At 67.1% G+C, this 16,740-nt stretch carries 14 protein-coding genes and 1 tRNA gene; 9 read left to right on the top strand and 6 right to left on the bottom strand.

The window, feature by feature from the left end:
* Positions 1 to 237 precede the first annotated feature (237 nt).
* Positions 238 to 1,329: a Glu/Leu/Phe/Val dehydrogenase dimerization domain-containing protein gene (locus KK483_RS16620; RefSeq protein ID WP_262006011.1), complete on the bottom strand. Its 1,092-nt coding sequence runs from the start codon at positions 1,327 to 1,329 to the stop codon at positions 238 to 240.
* A gap of 156 nt (positions 1,330 to 1,485) precedes the next feature.
* Here KK483_RS16620 and KK483_RS16615 point away from each other — a divergent pair, with 156 nt between their 5' ends.
* Together KK483_RS16615 and bldC are read left to right on the top strand one after the other, a co-directional pair.
* Positions 1,486 to 2,331: a hypothetical protein gene (locus KK483_RS16615; RefSeq protein WP_262006010.1), complete on the top strand. Its 846-nt coding sequence runs from the start codon at positions 1,486 to 1,488 to the stop codon at positions 2,329 to 2,331.
* A 498-nt stretch (positions 2,332 to 2,829) separates the two neighbouring features.
* Positions 2,830 to 3,036 carry a developmental transcriptional regulator BldC gene (gene bldC / locus KK483_RS16610; protein WP_003949541.1) on the top strand — a complete coding sequence of 69 codons (207 nt, stop codon included), beginning with the start codon at positions 2,830 to 2,832 and terminating at the stop codon, positions 3,034 to 3,036.
* Between the two features lie 320 nt (positions 3,037 to 3,356).
* On the opposite strand, the gene KK483_RS16605 is transcribed toward bldC, so the two are convergent.
* The 3 genes from KK483_RS16605 to hrpA all read right to left on the bottom strand — a co-directional run bounded on the left by KK483_RS16605 (position 3,357) and on the right by hrpA (position 7,803).
* Entirely contained in the window at positions 3,357 to 3,554 is a 198-nt protein-coding gene (locus KK483_RS16605) for a DUF6274 family protein (RefSeq protein ID WP_262006009.1), read from the bottom strand.
* 151 nt (positions 3,555 to 3,705) lie between these two features.
* A tRNA-Asp gene (locus tag KK483_RS16600) sits at positions 3,706 to 3,780 on the bottom strand.
* Positions 3,781 to 3,870: 90 nt separating this feature from the next.
* Positions 3,871 to 7,803, bottom strand: a complete 3,933-nt coding sequence (gene hrpA / locus KK483_RS16595) for an ATP-dependent RNA helicase HrpA (RefSeq protein WP_262006008.1) — start codon at positions 7,801 to 7,803, stop codon at positions 3,871 to 3,873.
* A gap of 202 nt (positions 7,804 to 8,005) precedes the next feature.
* On the opposite strand from hrpA, the gene KK483_RS16590 reads away from it, so the two are divergent.
* From KK483_RS16590 to KK483_RS16560, 7 genes are all read left to right on the top strand, one after another.
* Complete coding sequence (locus tag KK483_RS16590; protein ID WP_262006007.1) at positions 8,006 to 8,425, top strand: hypothetical protein; 420 nt, start codon at positions 8,006 to 8,008, stop codon at positions 8,423 to 8,425.
* A gap of 186 nt (positions 8,426 to 8,611) precedes the next feature.
* Positions 8,612 to 9,352, top strand: coding sequence for a DsbA family protein (locus KK483_RS16585; RefSeq protein WP_262006006.1), 741 nt, complete (start codon positions 8,612 to 8,614; stop codon positions 9,350 to 9,352).
* A complete protein-coding gene (locus tag KK483_RS16580; RefSeq protein ID WP_262006005.1) occupies positions 9,349 to 10,188 on the top strand; it encodes a cytochrome c biogenesis CcdA family protein in 840 nt (279 codons plus the stop codon). Before KK483_RS16585 ends, KK483_RS16580 begins: the two co-directional genes overlap by 4 nt.
* Positions 10,189 to 10,311: 123 nt before the next feature.
* The gene (locus tag KK483_RS16575; protein ID WP_262006004.1) at positions 10,312 to 10,857 is read left to right on the top strand and encodes an RNA polymerase sigma factor; all 546 of its coding nucleotides are present in this window, start codon (positions 10,312 to 10,314) and stop codon (positions 10,855 to 10,857) included.
* Entirely contained in the window at positions 10,854 to 11,351 is a 498-nt protein-coding gene (locus KK483_RS16570; RefSeq protein WP_262006003.1) for a transmembrane transport protein, read from the top strand. The genes KK483_RS16575 and KK483_RS16570 overlap by 4 nt, the downstream gene beginning before the upstream one ends.
* Positions 11,352 to 12,520: 1,169 nt before the next feature.
* Positions 12,521 to 14,056: an ATP-dependent endonuclease gene (locus tag KK483_RS16565; RefSeq protein ID WP_262006002.1), complete on the top strand. Its 1,536-nt coding sequence runs from the start codon at positions 12,521 to 12,523 to the stop codon at positions 14,054 to 14,056.
* Positions 14,057 to 14,139: 83 nt separating this feature from the next.
* Positions 14,140 to 15,222 (top strand): DUF5677 domain-containing protein, encoded by a 1,083-nt coding sequence (locus KK483_RS16560; protein WP_262006001.1) that lies wholly within the window; start codon positions 14,140 to 14,142, stop codon positions 15,220 to 15,222.
* 39 nt (positions 15,223 to 15,261) lie between these two features.
* Here the strand turns inward: KK483_RS16560 and KK483_RS16555 are convergent, their stop codons facing one another.
* Both KK483_RS16555 and KK483_RS16550 read right to left on the bottom strand, forming a co-directional pair.
* A complete protein-coding gene (locus KK483_RS16555; protein ID WP_262006000.1) occupies positions 15,262 to 15,942 on the bottom strand; it encodes an ATP-binding protein in 681 nt (226 codons plus the stop codon).
* Positions 15,939 to 16,697, bottom strand: a complete 759-nt coding sequence (locus KK483_RS16550) for a GntR family transcriptional regulator (RefSeq protein ID WP_262005999.1) — start codon at positions 16,695 to 16,697, stop codon at positions 15,939 to 15,941. The genes KK483_RS16555 and KK483_RS16550 overlap by 4 nt, the downstream gene beginning before the upstream one ends.
* Between the last annotated feature and the right edge of the window lie 43 nt (positions 16,698 to 16,740).

Genomic DNA, 16,740 nt, shown 5'->3' with positions numbered 1-16,740 from the left:
AACGGTACCTGCTTCCGCGGCCATACGGTACGCCGCCCGCATCACGTGCCACCTCGCAGAACCGGCGAGGTGCCCTGTCCTCGCTGGTCAACCGCGATTTTAACCTCTTCTTGGCGGGCGGCTCGCCGACCGGGGTGAGTCTTGTCTCCATGACCCTCCCCGGTCGGCATGACCCTCCCCGGTCGGCGACGGCCGGCCCGTGGCCTGCCCGGACGGGTGCCCGGGCGGCGGCGTCCGCTAGCGGCGCCGCGCCTCGGCCATCCGCTGCTCGGCGATCCGGTCGGCCGCAGCGGCCGGCGGAATGCCGTCTGCCTTCGCACGCGCGAATATTTCGAGCGTGGTGTCGAAGATCTTCGCCGCCTTGGCCTTGCACCGGTCGAAGTCGAAGCCGTGCAGCTCGTCGGCGACCTGGATCACACCGCCCGCGTTCACGACGTAGTCCGGCGCGTAGAGGATGTGGCGGTCGGCGAGGTCCTTCTCGACGCCCGGGTGCGCGAGCTGGTTGTTGGCGGCGCCGCAGACGATCCGGGCGGTCAGCACCGGCACGGTCTCGTCGTTGAGCGCACCGCCGAGCGCGCAGGGGGCGTAGATGTCCAGGCCCTCGGTGCGGATCAGCGCGTCGGTGTCACTGACCACGGTGACCTGCGGGAACCTGTCGGTGATCCGGCGCACCGACTCCTCGCGCACATCGGTGATCACGACCTCGGCGCCGTCCTCCAGCAGATGCTCGACCAGGTAGTGGCCGACCTTGCCGACGCCCGCGACACCGACCCTGCGGCCGCGCAGCGTCGGGTCGCCCCACTCGTGCTGGGCGGAGGCGCGCATGCCCTGGAAGACGCCGTAGGCGGTGAGGACGGAGGAGTCGCCGGCGCCGCCGTTCTCGGGGGAGCGGCCGGTGGTCCACCTGTTCTCGCGCGCCACGACGTCCATGTCGGCGACGTAGGTGCCGACGTCGCAGGCCGTGACGTACCGGCCGCCGAGTGAGGCGACGAACCGGCCGTAGGCCAGCAGCAGCTCCTCGCTCTTGATCAGTTCCGGGTCCCCGATGATCACGGCCTTGCCGCCGCCGTGGTCGAGACCGGCCATGGCGTTCTTGTACGACATCCCGCGCGAGAGGTTCAGCGCGTCGGCGACGGCGGCTTCCTCGGTGGCGTACGGGTAGAAGCGCGTGCCGCCGAGGGCCGGGCCCAGAGCGGTCGAGTGGATGGCGATGACGGCCTTCAGGCCACTGGCGCGGTCCTGGCACAGCACGACTTGTTCGTGGCCCCCCTGGTCCGAGTGGAACAGGGTGTGCAGTACGTCGACAGGGGCGCCGGTCACATCGGTCACGGTGGTGACTCCCAAGTAAGAAGCGGCGATTTGAGGACCCTCCTGCGGGTGGGGAGGGACCCGGTGGGCAAGAGAGTAAGTCCTACGGGTGCGTAGATCCGACCCAGTGCCGAGGATCACCCCCTCCCGGAGTATGCGCGTGGAAGGATTTGCGACATGCCGGCCGTCACTTCTGTGCTCGTCCCGTACGCCGCCTACCTGCGGGTGTACGAGCCTCTGGCGGCCTTTCCCGAGCCGGAGCGCGGGCACTGGGCGCGCTACGCCCGCAGCGGCAGGGTCGCCACCGCCCAGGACGAGCTGCGGCGGTCGCTGGCGGACCTGCTGCCGACCCCGCCGGTGCCGGTGCCGGTCCACGAGAGCCCCGACGCCTTCGTCACGGAGGTGGACGGAGTCGTCTGCGTCTGCCCCTGGCGCACCCGGCTGCGCGGCTGGCTGGCGCTGGAGGAGCTGTCGGAGCTGCTGCCACCGCCGGTGCTGGACGCCGTGCTGCCGCCGGTGGTGCGCGGGCAGGCCGCGGCGGACTTCGAGGCGTGGCGGGAGCGCAACCCGGACGCCAGACCGTGGATCAGGTCGGCGGTGTGGCAGGTGCCGGTGCGCTGGTTCACGCTCTTCGCGGACGAGGAGCGCGAGTACGAGCCGGGCGAGGTGCCCGGGGAGCCGCCCGTGATGCGCTACCGGACGCCGATGGTGCAGGCGAGGCGGAGGCTGGCGCGCGGACTGCGGACGCTGCGGGAGTCGGTCGACGAGAATCCGCTGACCGAGGGTCTGGTGGATGTGGGCAGGTGGCTGGAAGAGTTCCATCCGCGCTCCCTGGTCGAACTCGACTACGGCGGTCTCGTCCACGCGCTCTCTCCCGAGCAGCTCGCCGAGGACCGCTCGGCGGCGGACCTCGCCGAGGGGATCGCGGCGCTGCGGGCCGGCGACGGCGACGGCGCGGGTGAGGCGTACGGGCGGTTGTCGGAGCGGTGGCGTGCGGTGCGCGATCGTCAGTTCGCGAACTGACTCCCGGGTAACGTGCAGCTTAAGGACGTGTGGCCGGGTCGTAAGTCCTGATCCGGGCCTATAGCTCAAGCCGGGGCCTAAGGCCCAAGCGTGACGGACGGCACTAAGTCGCTCCTTGCGTCCATCGCCCACCCTCATGCCAAAATAGGACAAGGAGTCCGGGGAGGGTTCCTTCCGTCCTACTTGTGACGGATTTCTCAGCAATGCACGCTATGGGGGGTCTGACGACTCCTGATCGCTCTGTGACTGATCGTCACTGTGACGTGACTGTCCGTTATGGCATGGTCCATCGGCTTCCGCCGCTGATGAACACCTGAGAGGGCAATTCCATCGGTTTGGCCGACGTGGCTGGACAGATGGTGTAGTTGTAGTGCCGAGGACAAGCCGTTCGTCCTATAACCGACTCGGCCCGCGTCTGCCATTTCGGGCAACGCGGGTCAAGGTGCAGAATTTAGAGGAAAGAACCGAGAAGGTTCGGTTCTCCCGAGGAGGCCGCTCATGACCGCTCGCACCCCTGATGCCGAGCCGCTGCTGACCCCGGCTGAGGTTGCCACGATGTTCCGCGTGGACCCGAAGACGGTCACCCGCTGGGCCAAGGCAGGCAAGCTCACGTCCATCCGTACCCTCGGTGGACACCGCCGGTACCGCGAGGCAGAGGTCCGCGCACTGCTTGCGGGTATTCCGCAGCAGCGCAGCGAGGCCTGACACCCCGATCAGGGCCGTTGACGGGACCCCCAATCCCCAGGCCCGACACAGAGCTCGACACGGCGGGCGCCTGCCCCAACAGGTCAATCGTCGTCTGATCGCGCTGGACTCCGCCGGGTCCAGCGCGATCTTTTTGTGCCCGCGGACGCCGGCGCGTGGCGGTCGCGGCGCCGGGTCGGCAGCGGGCCAGCGGCGGGTCGGGGGAGGGTGTGGGAGCGCTCCAGACCCCTCCGGTGAGGGTGCAATTGCACATATTAAATTGGCGCGTTGTAGGAAGCGTGTAAGCGCAGCCTTTCTGAAAACTCGTTCGGTGACTCCCGTCACATGGCCGGAGGAGGGGTGGCGGAGCCGTCCTCGGCGTCCTCGGCGTCCTCCGGCTCGGCGGCCGACTCCATGGCGAGGCGCTCCAGCCGATGGCAGACCGGACAGTGCCGGGTGAGATGGCGATAGCCGGACACGGCCGCGAGATGGGCGCGCAGCAGCGCCCGTGTCTCATGCCTCGCTGTGGATGCCGCCATGCGCCACCTCCGCGGTCGGGGCCCCGTTCCCCTGTGATGACTGGGTACCGGTGGCGCGGGACCCCGTCAATACGGCAGAAGGCCCGCACCACTTGGTGCGGGCCCCACGACGAAGGCCCCGCACCATCGGTGCGGGGCCTTCGCCTCCATGCGGTCCTGACGGGATTTGAACCCGCGGCCTCCACCTTGACAGGGTGGCGAGCACTCCAAACTGCTCCACAGGACCAGAATTCGCAGGCTGTACTGCGTGCGCTGCGAGAGAGACTGTACAGCAGGTCAGAGGGTCCGGTCGAACTCACTCAAGGCGACGGGCGCGTCACGGCGCCGCCGCGCCGATCGCCTTGACGATGCGCTTGTCCGAGACGGGGTACGCCGTGCCCAGGGCGTGGGCGAAATAGCTCACCCGCAGCTCCTCGATCATCCAGCGGATGTCCAGGACCTCCTGGGGCACCGGCCGTCCCTTGGGCAGCTGCTCCAGCAGCCAGGCGTACTCGTCCTGCATCTCGTGGACCTTCGCCATACGCGTCGTGTCGCGCTGGACGGCCGTCGGCATCTGCTGGAGCCGGCGGTCCACGGCGACCAGATAGCGCATCAGGTCGGGCAGGCGCCGCAGACCCGTCCTCGTCACGAAACCGGCCGGCACGAGGGCCGTGAGCTGCGTCCGGACGTCCTGGACGTTGGCGACCAGGGCCAGGCTGCTGGTGGCCTTGAGACGCCGCTCACAGGCCTGCCAGGCGGCCAGGATCTGCCCGACCTGGTCCACGGTCCGTACGGTCGCGTCCACGAGGTCCGCGCGGACTTTGTCGTAGAGCTTCCGGAACGATTCCTCATCCCACGCAGGACCGCCGTGGTCGGCGATCAGCTTGTCCGCCGCGGCGGTCGCGCAGTCGTCGAAGAGCGCCTGGATGGAGCCGTGCGGATTGCGGGAGAGAGCGAGCTTCTGCTGGTTCGTCAGCCGCTCGGAGGCGAACTTCGCCGGGTTGACCGGGATGTTCAGCAGGATCAGCTTCCGCGTGCCGCGCCACATGGCCTGCGTCTGCTCGGCCTCGGTGTCGAAGAGGCGTACGGCGACGGTCTCGCCCTCGTCGACCAGGGCCGGGTACGCCTTGACCGGCTGGCCCGCGCGGCGGGTCTCGAAGACGCGCGACAGCGTGCCGATCGACCAGTCGGTGAGCCCCGAGCGCTCGACGGCCGTACCGCCCGAGCGCTCGGCGGTGGCCGCGGCGGCGTGGGAGAGGGCCTGACGGGCCTTCGGCTTCAGCGACAGCCGCAGCGCCTCCAGGTCCTTGTCCTCGGCCAGCTTCCGGCGCCGCTCGTCAATGATCCGGAACGTGATCTTCAGATGGTCCGGCACCTTCGCGAGGTCGAAGTCGTCGCCGTCCACCGGGACGCCGACCATGCGCTGCAGCTCGCGCGCGAGCGTGACCGGCAGCGGCTCCTGCAACGGCACCGCCCGCTCCAGGAACGCCTTCGCGTAGTTCGGCGCGGGCACGTAGTGCCGGCGGACCGGCTTCGGGAGGGAGCGGATCAGCTCCGTCACGACCTCCTCGCGCAGGCCCGGGATCTGCCAGTCGAAGCCCTCGTCCGTGACCTGGTTGAGCACCTGGAGCGGGATGTGGACGGTGACGCCGTCCGCGTCCGCGCCCGGCTCGAACTGGTACGTGACACGGAACTTCAGCTGCCCCTGGCGCCACGCGTCCGGATAGTCGTCCTTGGTGACCGCCCCGGCCTTCTCGTTGATGAGCATCTCGCGCTCGAAGTCGAGGAGCTCGGGTTCCTCACGGCGCTTGTGCTTCCACCAGGAGTCGAAGTGCGCGCCGGAGACGACGTGCTCGGGCACCCGCTGGTCGTAGAAGTCGAACAGCGTCTCGTCGTCCACCAGGATGTCGCGGCGCCGGGCCCGGTGCTCCAGCTCCTCCACCTCGGTGAGGAGCCGGCGGTTGTCGGAGAAGAACTTGTGGTGCGTGCGCCAGTCGCCCTCGACGAGTGCGTTGCGGATGAAAAGCTCGCGGCTCGTCTCCGGGTCGATCCGGCCGTAGTTCACCTTGCGCTGGGCGATGATCGGGACGCCGTACAGCGTGACCTTCTCGTACGCCATCACCGCCGCCTGGTCCTTCTCCCAGTGCGGCTCGCTGTAGGTGCGCTTGAGCAGGTGCTCGGCGAGCGGCTCGATCCACTCGGGCTCGATCTTCGCGTTGACCCGGGCCCAGAGGCGGGAGGTCTCGACGAGCTCGGCGGACATGACGAAGCGCGGCGGCTTCTTGAAGAGGGCCGAGCCGGGGAAGACGGCGAACTTGGCGTTCCGGGCGCCCAGATACTCGTTCTTCGCGCCGTCTTTAATGTCCTTCATCCCGATATGGGAGAGGAGCCCCGCGAGGAGCGAGACATGCACGGACTGCTCGGGCGCGTCGTCCTCGTTGAGATGGATCCCCATCTGCTTGGCGACCGTGCGCAGCTGCGCGTAGATGTCCTGCCATTCGCGGATGCGCAGGAAGTTGAGGTACTCCTGCTTGCACATCCGGCGGAAGCTGGAGGAGCCGCGCTCCTTCTGCTGCTCTCGGACGTATCGCCAGAGGTTCAGGAAGGCGAGGAAGTCGCTCGTCTCGTCCTTGAAGCGGGCGTGCTGCTGGTCGGCCTGCGCCTGTTTGTCCGCGGGGCGCTCTCGCGGGTCCTGGATGGAGAGCGCGGCAGCGATGACCATGACCTCGCGCACGCAGCCGTTCTTGTCGGCCTCCATGACCATCCGGGCGAGGCGCGGGTCCACCGGCAGCTGGGCGAGCTTGCGGCCCATCTGCGTGAGCCGCTTCTTCGGATCCTTCTGCACCGGGTCCAGCGCGCCCAGCTCCTGGAGGAGCTGCACGCCGTCGCGGATGTTGCGGTGGTCCGGCGGGTCGATGAAGGGGAACTTCTCGATGTCGCCGAGGCCGGCCGCGGTCATCTGGAGGATGACGGACGCCAGGTTCGTCCGCAGGATCTCGGCGTCCGTGAACTCGGGGCGCGCCTCGAAGTCGTCCTCGGAGTAGAGCCGGACGCAGATGCCGTCCGACGTACGGCCGCAGCGGCCCTTGCGCTGGTTGGCGCTGGCCTGGCTGATGGCCTCGATGGGCAGGCGCTGGACCTTGGTGCGATGGCTGTAGCGGGAGATGCGGGCCGTGCCCGGGTCGATCACGTACTTGATGCCGGGGACGGTCAGCGAGGTCTCGGCGACGTTGGTCGCGAGGACGATTCGACGGCCCGTGTGCGCCTGGAAGACGCGGTGCTGCTCGGCGTGCGAGAGGCGGGCGTAGAGGGGGAGGACCTCGGTGTGGCGGAGGTTCTTCTTGATCAGCGCGTCCGCGGTGTCGCGGATCTCGCGCTCTCCGGAGAGGAAGACCAGGATGTCGCCGGGGCCTTCGGCCTGGAGCTCGTCGACGGCGTCGCAGACGGCGGTGATCTGGTCGCGGTCGCTCTCGTCGCTCTCCTCCTCGAGGAGGGGGCGGTAGCGGACCTCGACGGGGTAGGTCCGGCCGGAGACCTCGACGATCGGCGCGTCCCCGAAGTGTCTGGAGAACCGCTCGGGGTCGATGGTCGCGGAGGTGATCACGACCTTCAGGTCGGGACGCTTCGGCAGCAGCTGGGCCAGATAGCCGAGGAGGAAGTCGATGTTGAGCGACCGCTCGTGGGCCTCGTCGATGATGATCGTGTCGTACGCGCGCAGCTCGCGGTCCGTCTGGATCTCGGCGAGCAGGATGCCGTCCGTCATCAGCTTGACGAAGGTCGCGTCCGGGTTCACCTGGTCGGTGAAGCGGACCTTCCAGCCGACCGCCTCGCCGAGCGGAGTGCGCAGCTCCTCCGCGACACGCTCGGCGACCGTGCGCGCGGCGATCCTGCGCGGCTGGGTGTGCCCGATCATGCCGCGTACGCCGCGGCCGAGCTCCAGACAGATCTTCGGGATCTGCGTCGTCTTGCCGGAGCCGGTCTCACCCGCGACGATCACGACCTGGTGGTCCCGTATCGCCGCGAGGATCTCGTCCCGCTTCTGACTGACCGGCAGCTGCTCGGGGTACGTGACCTCCGGCACCCGTGCCGCGCGCCCTGCGCTGCTCGCGGCGGCCTTCGCGGCCTCCGCCGCGATCTCGTCCAGCACGGCCTGCCGCGCCTCGGGCTTACGGATCCGGCGGGTGCCCTCGAGCCGCCGTCCGAGCCGGTGCGCGTCGCGCAGCGAGATCTCGGCCAGCAGGTTCTGGAGATCGGCGAAGGAAGTAGACATACGGATTCAAGGATCGCACCCGCGCGAGGGGAGTGGCGAACCCATTTGCGGGGGCGGGTCGTCGTGGCGGGCGCCCGGTGGGGCCGGGAGGCGCGGGCCCTGGCCGTACGATGACGGGGATGTAGATGGTCGGCCACTGCCGGACCACCGGCGAGCCAACAGCGAGCCAACAGCGAGTCAACAGCAGGAGAGCCCCCCGCCCATGCACAGCGTCAGCAGCCTGTGGTGCCGCGTCTTCGCGGTCGTGGCGGCGGTGGCGGCGCTGGCGGTGCTGTTCGGGGGCCTGCCGGCCGCGGCGGGTACGCCCGGCGACAGGACGCCCGGCGACGGTTCGGCGGACGGACGTGTCACCTCGGCGCCGGTGGGGGTGGCGGTCGTCCAGCCCGGCGACGGCCAGGGCCCCGGTTGCGACGACGGCGCCGGGAACGACGGCGGGCTCACCCCCGCCACTCCGCCGCGCGGATCGTCCACGTACGAACTCCTGCCCGCCCCGCAGACCGTCCCGAACGGCGTGTCCGGCTGCTGGGCCGTCGCCGGGGCCGTGCCCGGCGTCGTACCGGAGCGGGGTCCTCCACCGGTTGCCGCACCGAGCCCGATCGATCTCTCCGTCCTGCGCGTGTAGGGCGGGGCACAGCCGTGCCGCCCGCCCAACCCCCTCACGCCTTCACGCCTTCACGCCTCGGGGGTGCCCGGCGGATCACGCTGGGCTCGCGACGCCCTGGGACGCCGTCTCCTGCGCCGCTCGCCGATCCAGCCCGATCCGCCGGACACCCCCAGCGCCTTCGTGTACCGGAGAGATCACACAGCCATGCCCCTTTCCCGCAAGCCTTTCGCGCTCGGCGCGGCCGTCGCCGCGGCCGCCGTGCTGCTCGGCGTCGTCTCGTACACCGCCGCCGCACCCGACCCCACCGCCCCCACGGCCCCCACAGCAGGAGGCTCCGTCGCCGGGGCGTCCGCCGACCCGCAGGCCGACATGTACCGCGAGCTGGCGGAACTCGCCCGGCGCGACCCCGCCGACCCCCTCGCGGTCGGCCGCGCGGACGCACCCGTCGTCCTGATCGAGTACGCCGACTTCGCGTGCGGCTACTGCGGAAAGTTCGCGCGGGACACCGCGCCCGCGCTGGTCGAGAAGTACGTGGACAGCGGCACCCTGCGCATCGAGTGGCGCAACCTCCCGATCTTCGGCGCCGAGTCCGAAGCCGCGGCGCGCGCGGCCTGGGCCGCCGGACGGCAGGGCCGCTTCTGGCAGTTCCACGCGGCCGCGTACGCCGAGGGCGCGAAGGAGAAGGGCTTCGGCGCGCAGCGGCTGAAGGAGCTCGCCGAAGAGGCCGGGGTGAAGGACCTGAACCGTTTCGCACGGGACGCGGAGAGCGGCGCGGCGCGGCGCGCGGTCGCGCAGGACCAGCAGGAGGCGTACGGCCTGGGCGCGACGTCCACGCCGTCGTTCCTCGTCAACGGGCGCCCGATCGCGGGCGCGCAGCCACGGGAGACGTTCGAGCAGGCGATCGCGGTGGAGGCGGCCGGTGCGGGGAAGGGCGCCGCGCGGTGACGGACATCGGCTATCTGGCCGCCTTCCTCGGCGGCCTCCTCGCTCTGCTCAGCCCGTGCAGCGCACTGCTCCTGCCCGCCTTCTTCGCGTACTCGATCGACACGACGTCCAAGCTCATGGCCCGTACCGGCATCTTCTACGCGGGTCTCGCCACGACCCTCGTGCCCTTGGGCGCGGCGGGCTCGCTCGCCGGGCGGCTCCTGCACGGCCACCGGGAGCTCATGGTCACCGCCGGCGGCTGGCTGATCATCGCGCTCGGCGCCGCGCAGCTCCTCGGCAAGGGCTTCGCCTTCACCTTCTCCTCCCGCCGCCTCGCCGAGGCCGGCGGCCGGATCCGCCCCACGACGGGACTCTCCGTCTACGCCCTCGGCCTCGTCCACGGCCTCGCGGGCTTCTGCGCGGGCCCGATCCTCGGCAGCGTCCTGACCGTGGCCTCCCTCAGCGCGGGCCCCGCCTACGGCGCCCTGCTCCTGGCCGTCTACGCCCTCGGCATGGCCGTCCCCCTCTTCGTCCTCGCCCTCCTCTGGGAGCGCTACGACCTCTCCCGCCGCCGCTGGCTCCGCGGCCGGACGGTCCGCCTCGGGGGGCGCTTGCGCCTCCACACGACCTCGGCCCTCTCCGGCCTCCTCTTCATCACCCTGGGCGTCCTCTTCCTCACCACCGACGGCACCGCCGCACTCCCGGGCCTGCTGTCGGTCGACACCTCCTTCGCCGCCGAGGAACGGGTCGCCGACCTGGGCGGCTCGGTCCCCGACTGGATCCTCCTGACCCTGCTGGTCGCGGCCACGGCGATCGTCCTGGCGGTGCGGGGGTGGCGGGGGCGCGAACGGGCGTGACGACCTCCTCCGACGGCCGGCCCCGTCCGCCGACGAGCAGAGTTCAAGGGAGAGTCCTCGTGAACCTTTCCGTGCCGGATCCCGACTGTCCCGGTGACGCGTGAGTCGAGGCAGGGAGATGCGGTGAGCGACGACGGACGCGACGGTCTGCTGGTGGTGCGCTGCCAGCTCGGGGAGCGGGAGGCGTTCCACGAGCTGGTGCGTGTCTGGCACGACCCGCTGTGGCGCTATCTGCGCGGCATGGTCGGATCCCCGCACATCGCGGACGATCTCGCCCAGGAGGCGTGGGTCGCGGTGGTGCGCGGGCTGCCGCGCCTGCGGCAGCCGGAACGGTTCGCCCCATGGCTGTTCACCATCGCCCGGCGCACGGTGACCGACCATCTGCGCCAGGCGTACCGGACCCCGGAGACCGCCGAGGCGGAGACGGACGCGGTCGCCGACGACGGTGGCGGTCTCGTCGGCGTCCTGACCGCGCTCGAGATCGAAGCGGGCCTGGGCGGGCTGCCGCCGACGGAACGCGAGGTGCTGATCCTCTTCCATCTGGAGGACCTGCCCCTGGCCGACTGCGCGGAGGTGCTCGGCGTCCCGCCGGGCACGGTCAAGAGCAGGCTGCACCGCGCGCGCCGCATGTTGCGGGACGTCCTGGTGGAGAGGGGATACGAGGCATGAGCGAGCACAACGACAGGGCACGCCGGGATGTGCCGAAGGAATTGGAGCGGGCGCTCGCGGCGGAGGTCTCGCTGCGCGCCCGTATGCGGCACGTGGCGGTGGGCCTCGCGGGAGGGTGCGGGGCGGCCCTGATCGCCGTGCTGTGGCTGACCGAACCGCACCCGCTCCCCGTGCGCACCCGGGCCGCCTTCGCCGGGCTGATCGCCGTCGGCCTGGCCTGGGCCGCCCTCGCCGGGTGGGTCCTGAGCCGCCGCCGAGCGCTGTTCGCCCGGGACCGGGTGCTGGGCGCCCGGCTCGCGCTCGCGGTCACCTCCGTGACCGGTGCCGTCGCCACGGCACTGGCCGCAGTCCGCGGCACCACCCCCGAAGCCCTGGCCGTCGCCCTGGCCGCCCTCGCCCTCATCGCCACCGCGGGCCTCCTCCTGGCCCGGGCACACTCCCGCCGCCGCGAGCTGCTGCGCCTGCGGGACGCCTTCCAGAAAGACGCTGCCTGAGGACCCCACTGTGTGAGCCCGGCTGCATGCCACCGCGCTCCGCGCTCTGAGCGGGCGCCTCATCCGGCGCGGAGCCACGGGCGGACAGCAGCTGTGGCGTCAGCAGGCCCCCTGTCCCAGCGGAACTCGTGGACCACCCGGATCTCCGCCGACCATGTGGGCGTTGAAGTCGTCGAGCTCCTCAGCCGGAACCCGGAGCTCGAGGACGTGGATCTTTCTCTGAAGATGGGAAAGCCGCCCTTGGTACGGCGAGCGGGCCGACACGAAAACACCCCCGCCGAGGATCTTCGGTGGGGGTGTTTGCCCTGCTAGGGCTGCGGTGGCTGGGGCCGGGGTCGAACCGGCGACCTTCCGCTTTTCAGGCCGCGTCATCCCAAGGCACGGCAAGATCCCACTACTTGGTGTGCCCGGTGACGCACGCGGCTGTGCGCTGCTGTTGGCGTACGGGTTGGCGTACGCCAAGGACGGGCTACCACCTCATGTGCAAGCAGAGTTCGCGCTGTTGGTAGCTTCCCGGCACCCCTGCGCCCACGGCCTGCCAGAACGGCTGCGCGCTGACGAAGTGGGCTCCGAGCGTGTGCCATGCCACGTTCGGGTAGTCGGTGCGAAGGGCGGCCAGTCCTGCTCTGGCGAGTCCACAACGCCCGTACTCGGGGTCGGTGTGTGGCTCCTCAACCCATCCCAGTCCGCAGCGGCGGCAAACCCTGTAGTCGACAGCGAAGACGACCTCCCCTTCCAACTGGGCTGCGCGCTGACGCCAGTCGGTTCGCGTAGGGGAGATCGTGTCTTGCCACGGAGTCTCCAAGATGGGGACGCGAGGCCAGCCTTTGTGGCCGCCCCACCGCCCTCGGCTGATACGGCGGATCACCTGACGCACGGGCTCCAACCCGTATGCGCGCCCAACCTCGTGGGTCTGGTGGGCAAGGTGCACTGCTGCTAAGCGATCTGCATCGTCCGTCATGCCCTCACCGTGCCCACAGCTACGTGGCGGTGCACAGGCTCTCAAGACCGGTTCGCCGACTCCGACACGGCGGCCCGCCTCCAACCTGCAAGGCTTGTGGTTCGCGCCAGTGAGTAGACATGCCACGCGTGTTTTCTGTCGAATCTGTGGATTTAGCAGAGGAAAGCGCCCTAAGATTCTCCCCTGGTCGGCAGGGAAGCGAGGGTCGATGATCTTCAACTCAATTCGGATCACGGATTTCAGGTCAATCGCAGACAGTGGGGACCTACCCTTGGGTCCAATAACATTGATAATCGGCAGGAATAATGCCGGAAAATCCTCGCTTCTGCGTGCGCTCTACCTGTTGCAAGATGGTTCCGAAATTCGAAAGACTGACATTCGCGTCGGCTTCAGCAGTGCAAGAATATTGCTATCGAGCATTGCAGACATCCCGCTTCAGAATGTCTCCCCTGCCGGAATCAAAGACAACGTCACCGAGAATCAAATTCAAGTCACCACAAGAGGGAAGGGGGTTGAACTCTACGGCAATCGCGACGGCGCCGGATATTATCTGCAGAGGTCGCGGGGAGTAGCTCCAGGTAATCTGATTTATCCTGTATTCTCTGGTCGAGCACAAAGGTCGAATGGAAGTCAGGTTGACGTAGCTAGCGCGCATGCAGTTTGGCCTCATGATGCAAACATCGTCGCCCGAGTTGCGATGCTGGCAACCGCTCAGTTTCCGGAAGCTCTCCAATTTCGCCAGCTATGTCGGGATGTTCTGGGGTTCGATATAAACGTGATTCCGGGGGAGCATGGGCAGTACCTAGGAATTCAGGTCGACAGATTCTCCAGCATCAATATTGATGCCATGGGCACAGGTGTTGCGTCAGTATTGAATTTGATCGTCAGTCTTTGTGGGGCAAAGGGAAAGCTATTTCTGATTGAGGAGCCGGAGAACGACCTGCATCCGCATGCGCTTAAGGCGCTCCTGGCCGCCGTGCTAAAAGCAAGTGAATTCAACCAGTTCGTGATTACCACACACAGCAGCATCGTTCTCACAAGACTAGGCAGTCCAGAAAGCACTGTGGTTCTTCACGCTTCTGCGGATGGGGGTATCCCGCCCAGCACATCCTATGAAGTTGTTTCGACTTCAGCAGAGCGTGTAGACGTGCTGCAGGAGCTTGGTTACGAGGTTTCTGACCTGTACCTGAGCGACGGCTGGATGATCTTCGAGGAGTCGAGTGCTGAACGATTGGTTAGGCAATACCTTATCCCGTGGTTCGCCCCTGGACTGCGCGGGATGCGAACCGTAGCCGCTGGAGGAACAAGTCGTGTTGAGCCACTAGTCATTGACTTTGTGGAAATGCTGCTCTTTTCCCACCTCGAGCCCATGTATCGGCATAGGGCATGGGTGGTTGTGGATGGTGATACGAGTGGCCAAAAGGTAGTCTCCCAACTGGAGAGAAAATTCTCAAACTGGCCGTCCAGTCGCTTCTCTTTTTGGTCCAACAGTAAGTTCGAGGATTACTATCCTTCCCGATTCCAAAAGAGAGTGGCTGAGGTTTTTATCGAACAAGATAAAGCGCGCCTGCGGGCAGAAAAGAAACGACTGCTTGATGACCTGCTCGACTGGATCGCAGAAGATGAGGAGGTTGCTCGTGCCGAGTTTGAGGCGGCTGCTCACGAGGTCATCTCTTATCTGCGGTCAGTAGAGGAAGAGGTGATTGGCATGGGTAGGCCGAGGAGTGCGAGCGCGAGTGATTAGCTGAATTGTGATGTGAGTAGAGGATTCGGGGCGAATGGGTGGGGGTTGCTTTGAGGTGGATATTTCGGCGAAATAGGCCGTCCATGGAGGAAATGTTCGCCGAGTATGTGGCAAGGGCGCTGCACGATTCCGGGACTCAGGAAGTTGCAGAGAGCGCAGCGATGGAAAAGGCCCGGACTTCGGTTGAGCCCTTCATAGAAAAACTTGGAGCCCAGGTCGCTATCCATGCGCTGCAGAACATGGCCTCGATCCGAGCCAATAGAAGGGTTGACAGGGGGTTTATGAAGCGATTGCAGCGGAGATACGGCCGCGCCTTTATGGCGTACACAATCATGATGGCCTGTGCTCATGAAGCTGGCGAAGCACTGGCGTCGAAGGGCTCGAGTGGTCTTAGTGAGGAGCGAGCTGCCTCCTTTGAGGTATTGATTCGCCTGCACGCCAAGGCTTGCAGGGTGTCTGGAGAAGTCTCTGCTTTGCTCATCAATGGCTATCCCGAAGGGGCGCTTGCGCGATGTAGGACGCTTCACGAAATGGCCGTAATCGCGGGTGCTATCGGTGATTGCATTGATGACGCGCAGAACGGGGACCTTGCACTTAGGTACTTGGAGCACGAGGTGATTGCTGTTCACCAGAGCGCTCGGCAACATCAGAAGGACCATCAAGCCCTCGGTGTGGAGCCTCTAGGGCAGGATTATCTAGATGAACTAGAAGCCCTCTACGACGCCGCATTGGCGAAGTACGGAACTGAGTTTAAGCGGGAGTACGGATGGGCGAAGAAGTACTGTCCGGACGCCAATTTCCGCGCACTTGAGGCCAAGGTGCGCATGGGACACATGCGCGCTTATTATCAGTTGGCAAGTAATGAGGTCCACTCCGGATCAAGAGGGCTGAGCCTGAACTTCACTGATTTCAGGGGCCAGGTGGCGATGCGGGTCGGTAAGACGAACGTGGGACTCACCGAACCTGCTTCGATGGCCCTCAACTCGCTATATCAGGTCACTGTCGTGTTGCTGATCAAGGGGCTCCCTGATTGCGCTGATCTCACGGGGTTGATCACAATGAAAGCGTTGGACGAATTGCGAGAGCAGGCAGCAAAATTCTTCTACGATGCCACCCTAGAAATCCGAAGCGATGAAGCGAGGATTTATCAGCGGTCAGGTAGCTGACTGGCGGGTGCTACTTTCCCCGAGGCGGATGGCTGAGGCTTAGGAGTGAGCGGCTTCCAGTGCTGCGATCGTGGTTGAAGGATCGCCGTCATATGTGAGATGCGGTTCGTCCGCTCCGGGAGGGACAAAGCGGGTTCGGTACCGCTGAAGGTCGCTCTCGGAAAAGTAGATTGAGTTGGCATCGTGCGCGTGGGACTCGTTGCGCTTGTTGATCCTTGACCAGAGTTCATCGTGGCTTGCTTCGAGGTGAACAAGCACAGGAGTTGCGCCGGCGTCGGTGACAATGGCTCGCCATCGGTTCCGGTCCTCCGGAGTCCAGAAGCCATGGTCGACCACGACATCGTGCCCGGCATGGAGTCGCTCCCGTAGCTCAAGCGCCACATCCTCAAGGACTGGACGCTCAAGCGTGGGGAACGTGCCTCGGGGGAAGTCCACCCCGTACACGCCATGGCGCCGATACATTTCCTCGTCTGGACAGAGGCGTACGTAACCGCGAGCGACGAGGGCGCGGGAGAGCGTGGTCTTACCAGAGCCGGGAAGACCGGCCATGAGGACGCAGCGCGGCGGGCGTGGAGGCAGCAGCCTTCCGGTCAGGGTCCGGGAGATGGTAGCCATCTCGGCTTCGGCGTCTGGGGTGAGTCGGCCCGTGCAGCGGGCCTTAAGGAGTGCGCCCAAGCGGTCTTCGAGCACGCTCACAAGGGTGTCGTCAGGCACCGTCACTGCGGGATCTCCGATTCCGTTCGCCAGGTACGGCCTGGCCCTCCCAGGTCGACGCCGTACTCCACAACGCTGCTGTCGATGTCGAGGAACTTCGCGGTCATCACGACCACCGGTTCGGTCGGCGGATCGTCGGGGTCAAGCTCCAGTAGCTGGGCGTCTTCTGCCGTGAGGAGGCGTGCCGAGGCGGTATCGATCCGGTGGCTGATCGGTCGGCCCGTCGCCGCAGCGATGAGCTGGAGCGAGGTACCTCCAGTCAAGCGCTCGCTCCTGGCCAACTGGGGAATCAGCTTTCCGTACCGAGCAGGAATCCATGACGTACTGTGCGCAACGATGCCGTGCCGGTCTCTGTAAACACGGCGCCGGCGGATGACGTCGGAGCCAGGCTCGATGTCCAGCGCTTGGGCCACCGCCAGAGGCGCAGATACAACGGCGGCTTGGTGAGAGTCAGACCTTTCCCCTGACCCCCAGCTCGACCCGGTGCGGTGGCCCCGGTCCTGGCGCTGAGATCCCGAAGACATCGGGCCTGGCTGATCCAGAACCTCTGTTCCGATCCCGTGAATCCCCCTGACTAGCCCCTCGTTGCGGAGTTTGCGCAGCGCCTTCTCGGCGGTCGCGGTGCTCACGCTCCACTGCTCCGAGAGGTTCTTAATGCTCGGCAGAAGCGTCCCAGGCTGGAGCTGACCGGAACCGATCAGCTCCGCATAGTGGGCGGCAATGCGCGCGTACGGCGCTCGGTTGTCGGCCTGAGCGGCCATGTCGCCAGCTCCCTCGTCGCAGTAGTGGAGGTTCCCTAGCTTA

The sequence above is a fragment of the Streptomyces sp. FIT100 genome (genome assembly GCF_024584805.1).
In the GTDB taxonomy this organism is placed as follows: Bacteria; Actinomycetota; Actinomycetes; order Streptomycetales; family Streptomycetaceae; genus Streptomyces.
This window is presented reverse-complemented; position numbering and strand designations above follow the sequence as displayed.

Excerpts from the sequence above, each read along its gene's own strand:
- KK483_RS16565 (WP_262006002.1), top strand. The coding sequence starts at position 12,521 with ATGATCTTCAACTCAATTCGGATCACGGATTTCAGGTCAATCGCAGAC.
- KK483_RS16570 (WP_262006003.1), top strand. The coding sequence starts at position 10,854 with ATGAGCGAGCACAACGACAGGGCACGCCGGGATGTGCCGAAGGAATTG.
- KK483_RS16560 (WP_262006001.1), top strand. The coding sequence starts at position 14,140 with ATGGAGGAAATGTTCGCCGAGTATGTGGCAAGGGCGCTGCACGATTCC.
- KK483_RS16585 (WP_262006006.1), top strand. The coding sequence starts at position 8,612 with ATGCCCCTTTCCCGCAAGCCTTTCGCGCTCGGCGCGGCCGTCGCCGCG.
- hrpA (WP_262006008.1), bottom strand. The coding sequence starts at position 7,803 with ATGTCTACTTCCTTCGCCGATCTCCAGAACCTGCTGGCCGAGATCTCG.
- bldC (WP_003949541.1), top strand. The coding sequence starts at position 2,830 with ATGACCGCTCGCACCCCTGATGCCGAGCCGCTGCTGACCCCGGCTGAG.
- KK483_RS16605 (WP_262006009.1), bottom strand. The coding sequence starts at position 3,554 with ATGGCGGCATCCACAGCGAGGCATGAGACACGGGCGCTGCTGCGCGCC.
- KK483_RS16590 (WP_262006007.1), top strand. The coding sequence starts at position 8,006 with ATGCACAGCGTCAGCAGCCTGTGGTGCCGCGTCTTCGCGGTCGTGGCG.
- KK483_RS16550 (WP_262005999.1), bottom strand. The coding sequence starts at position 16,697 with ATGGCCGCTCAGGCCGACAACCGAGCGCCGTACGCGCGCATTGCCGCC.
- KK483_RS16615 (WP_262006010.1), top strand. The coding sequence starts at position 1,486 with ATGCCGGCCGTCACTTCTGTGCTCGTCCCGTACGCCGCCTACCTGCGG.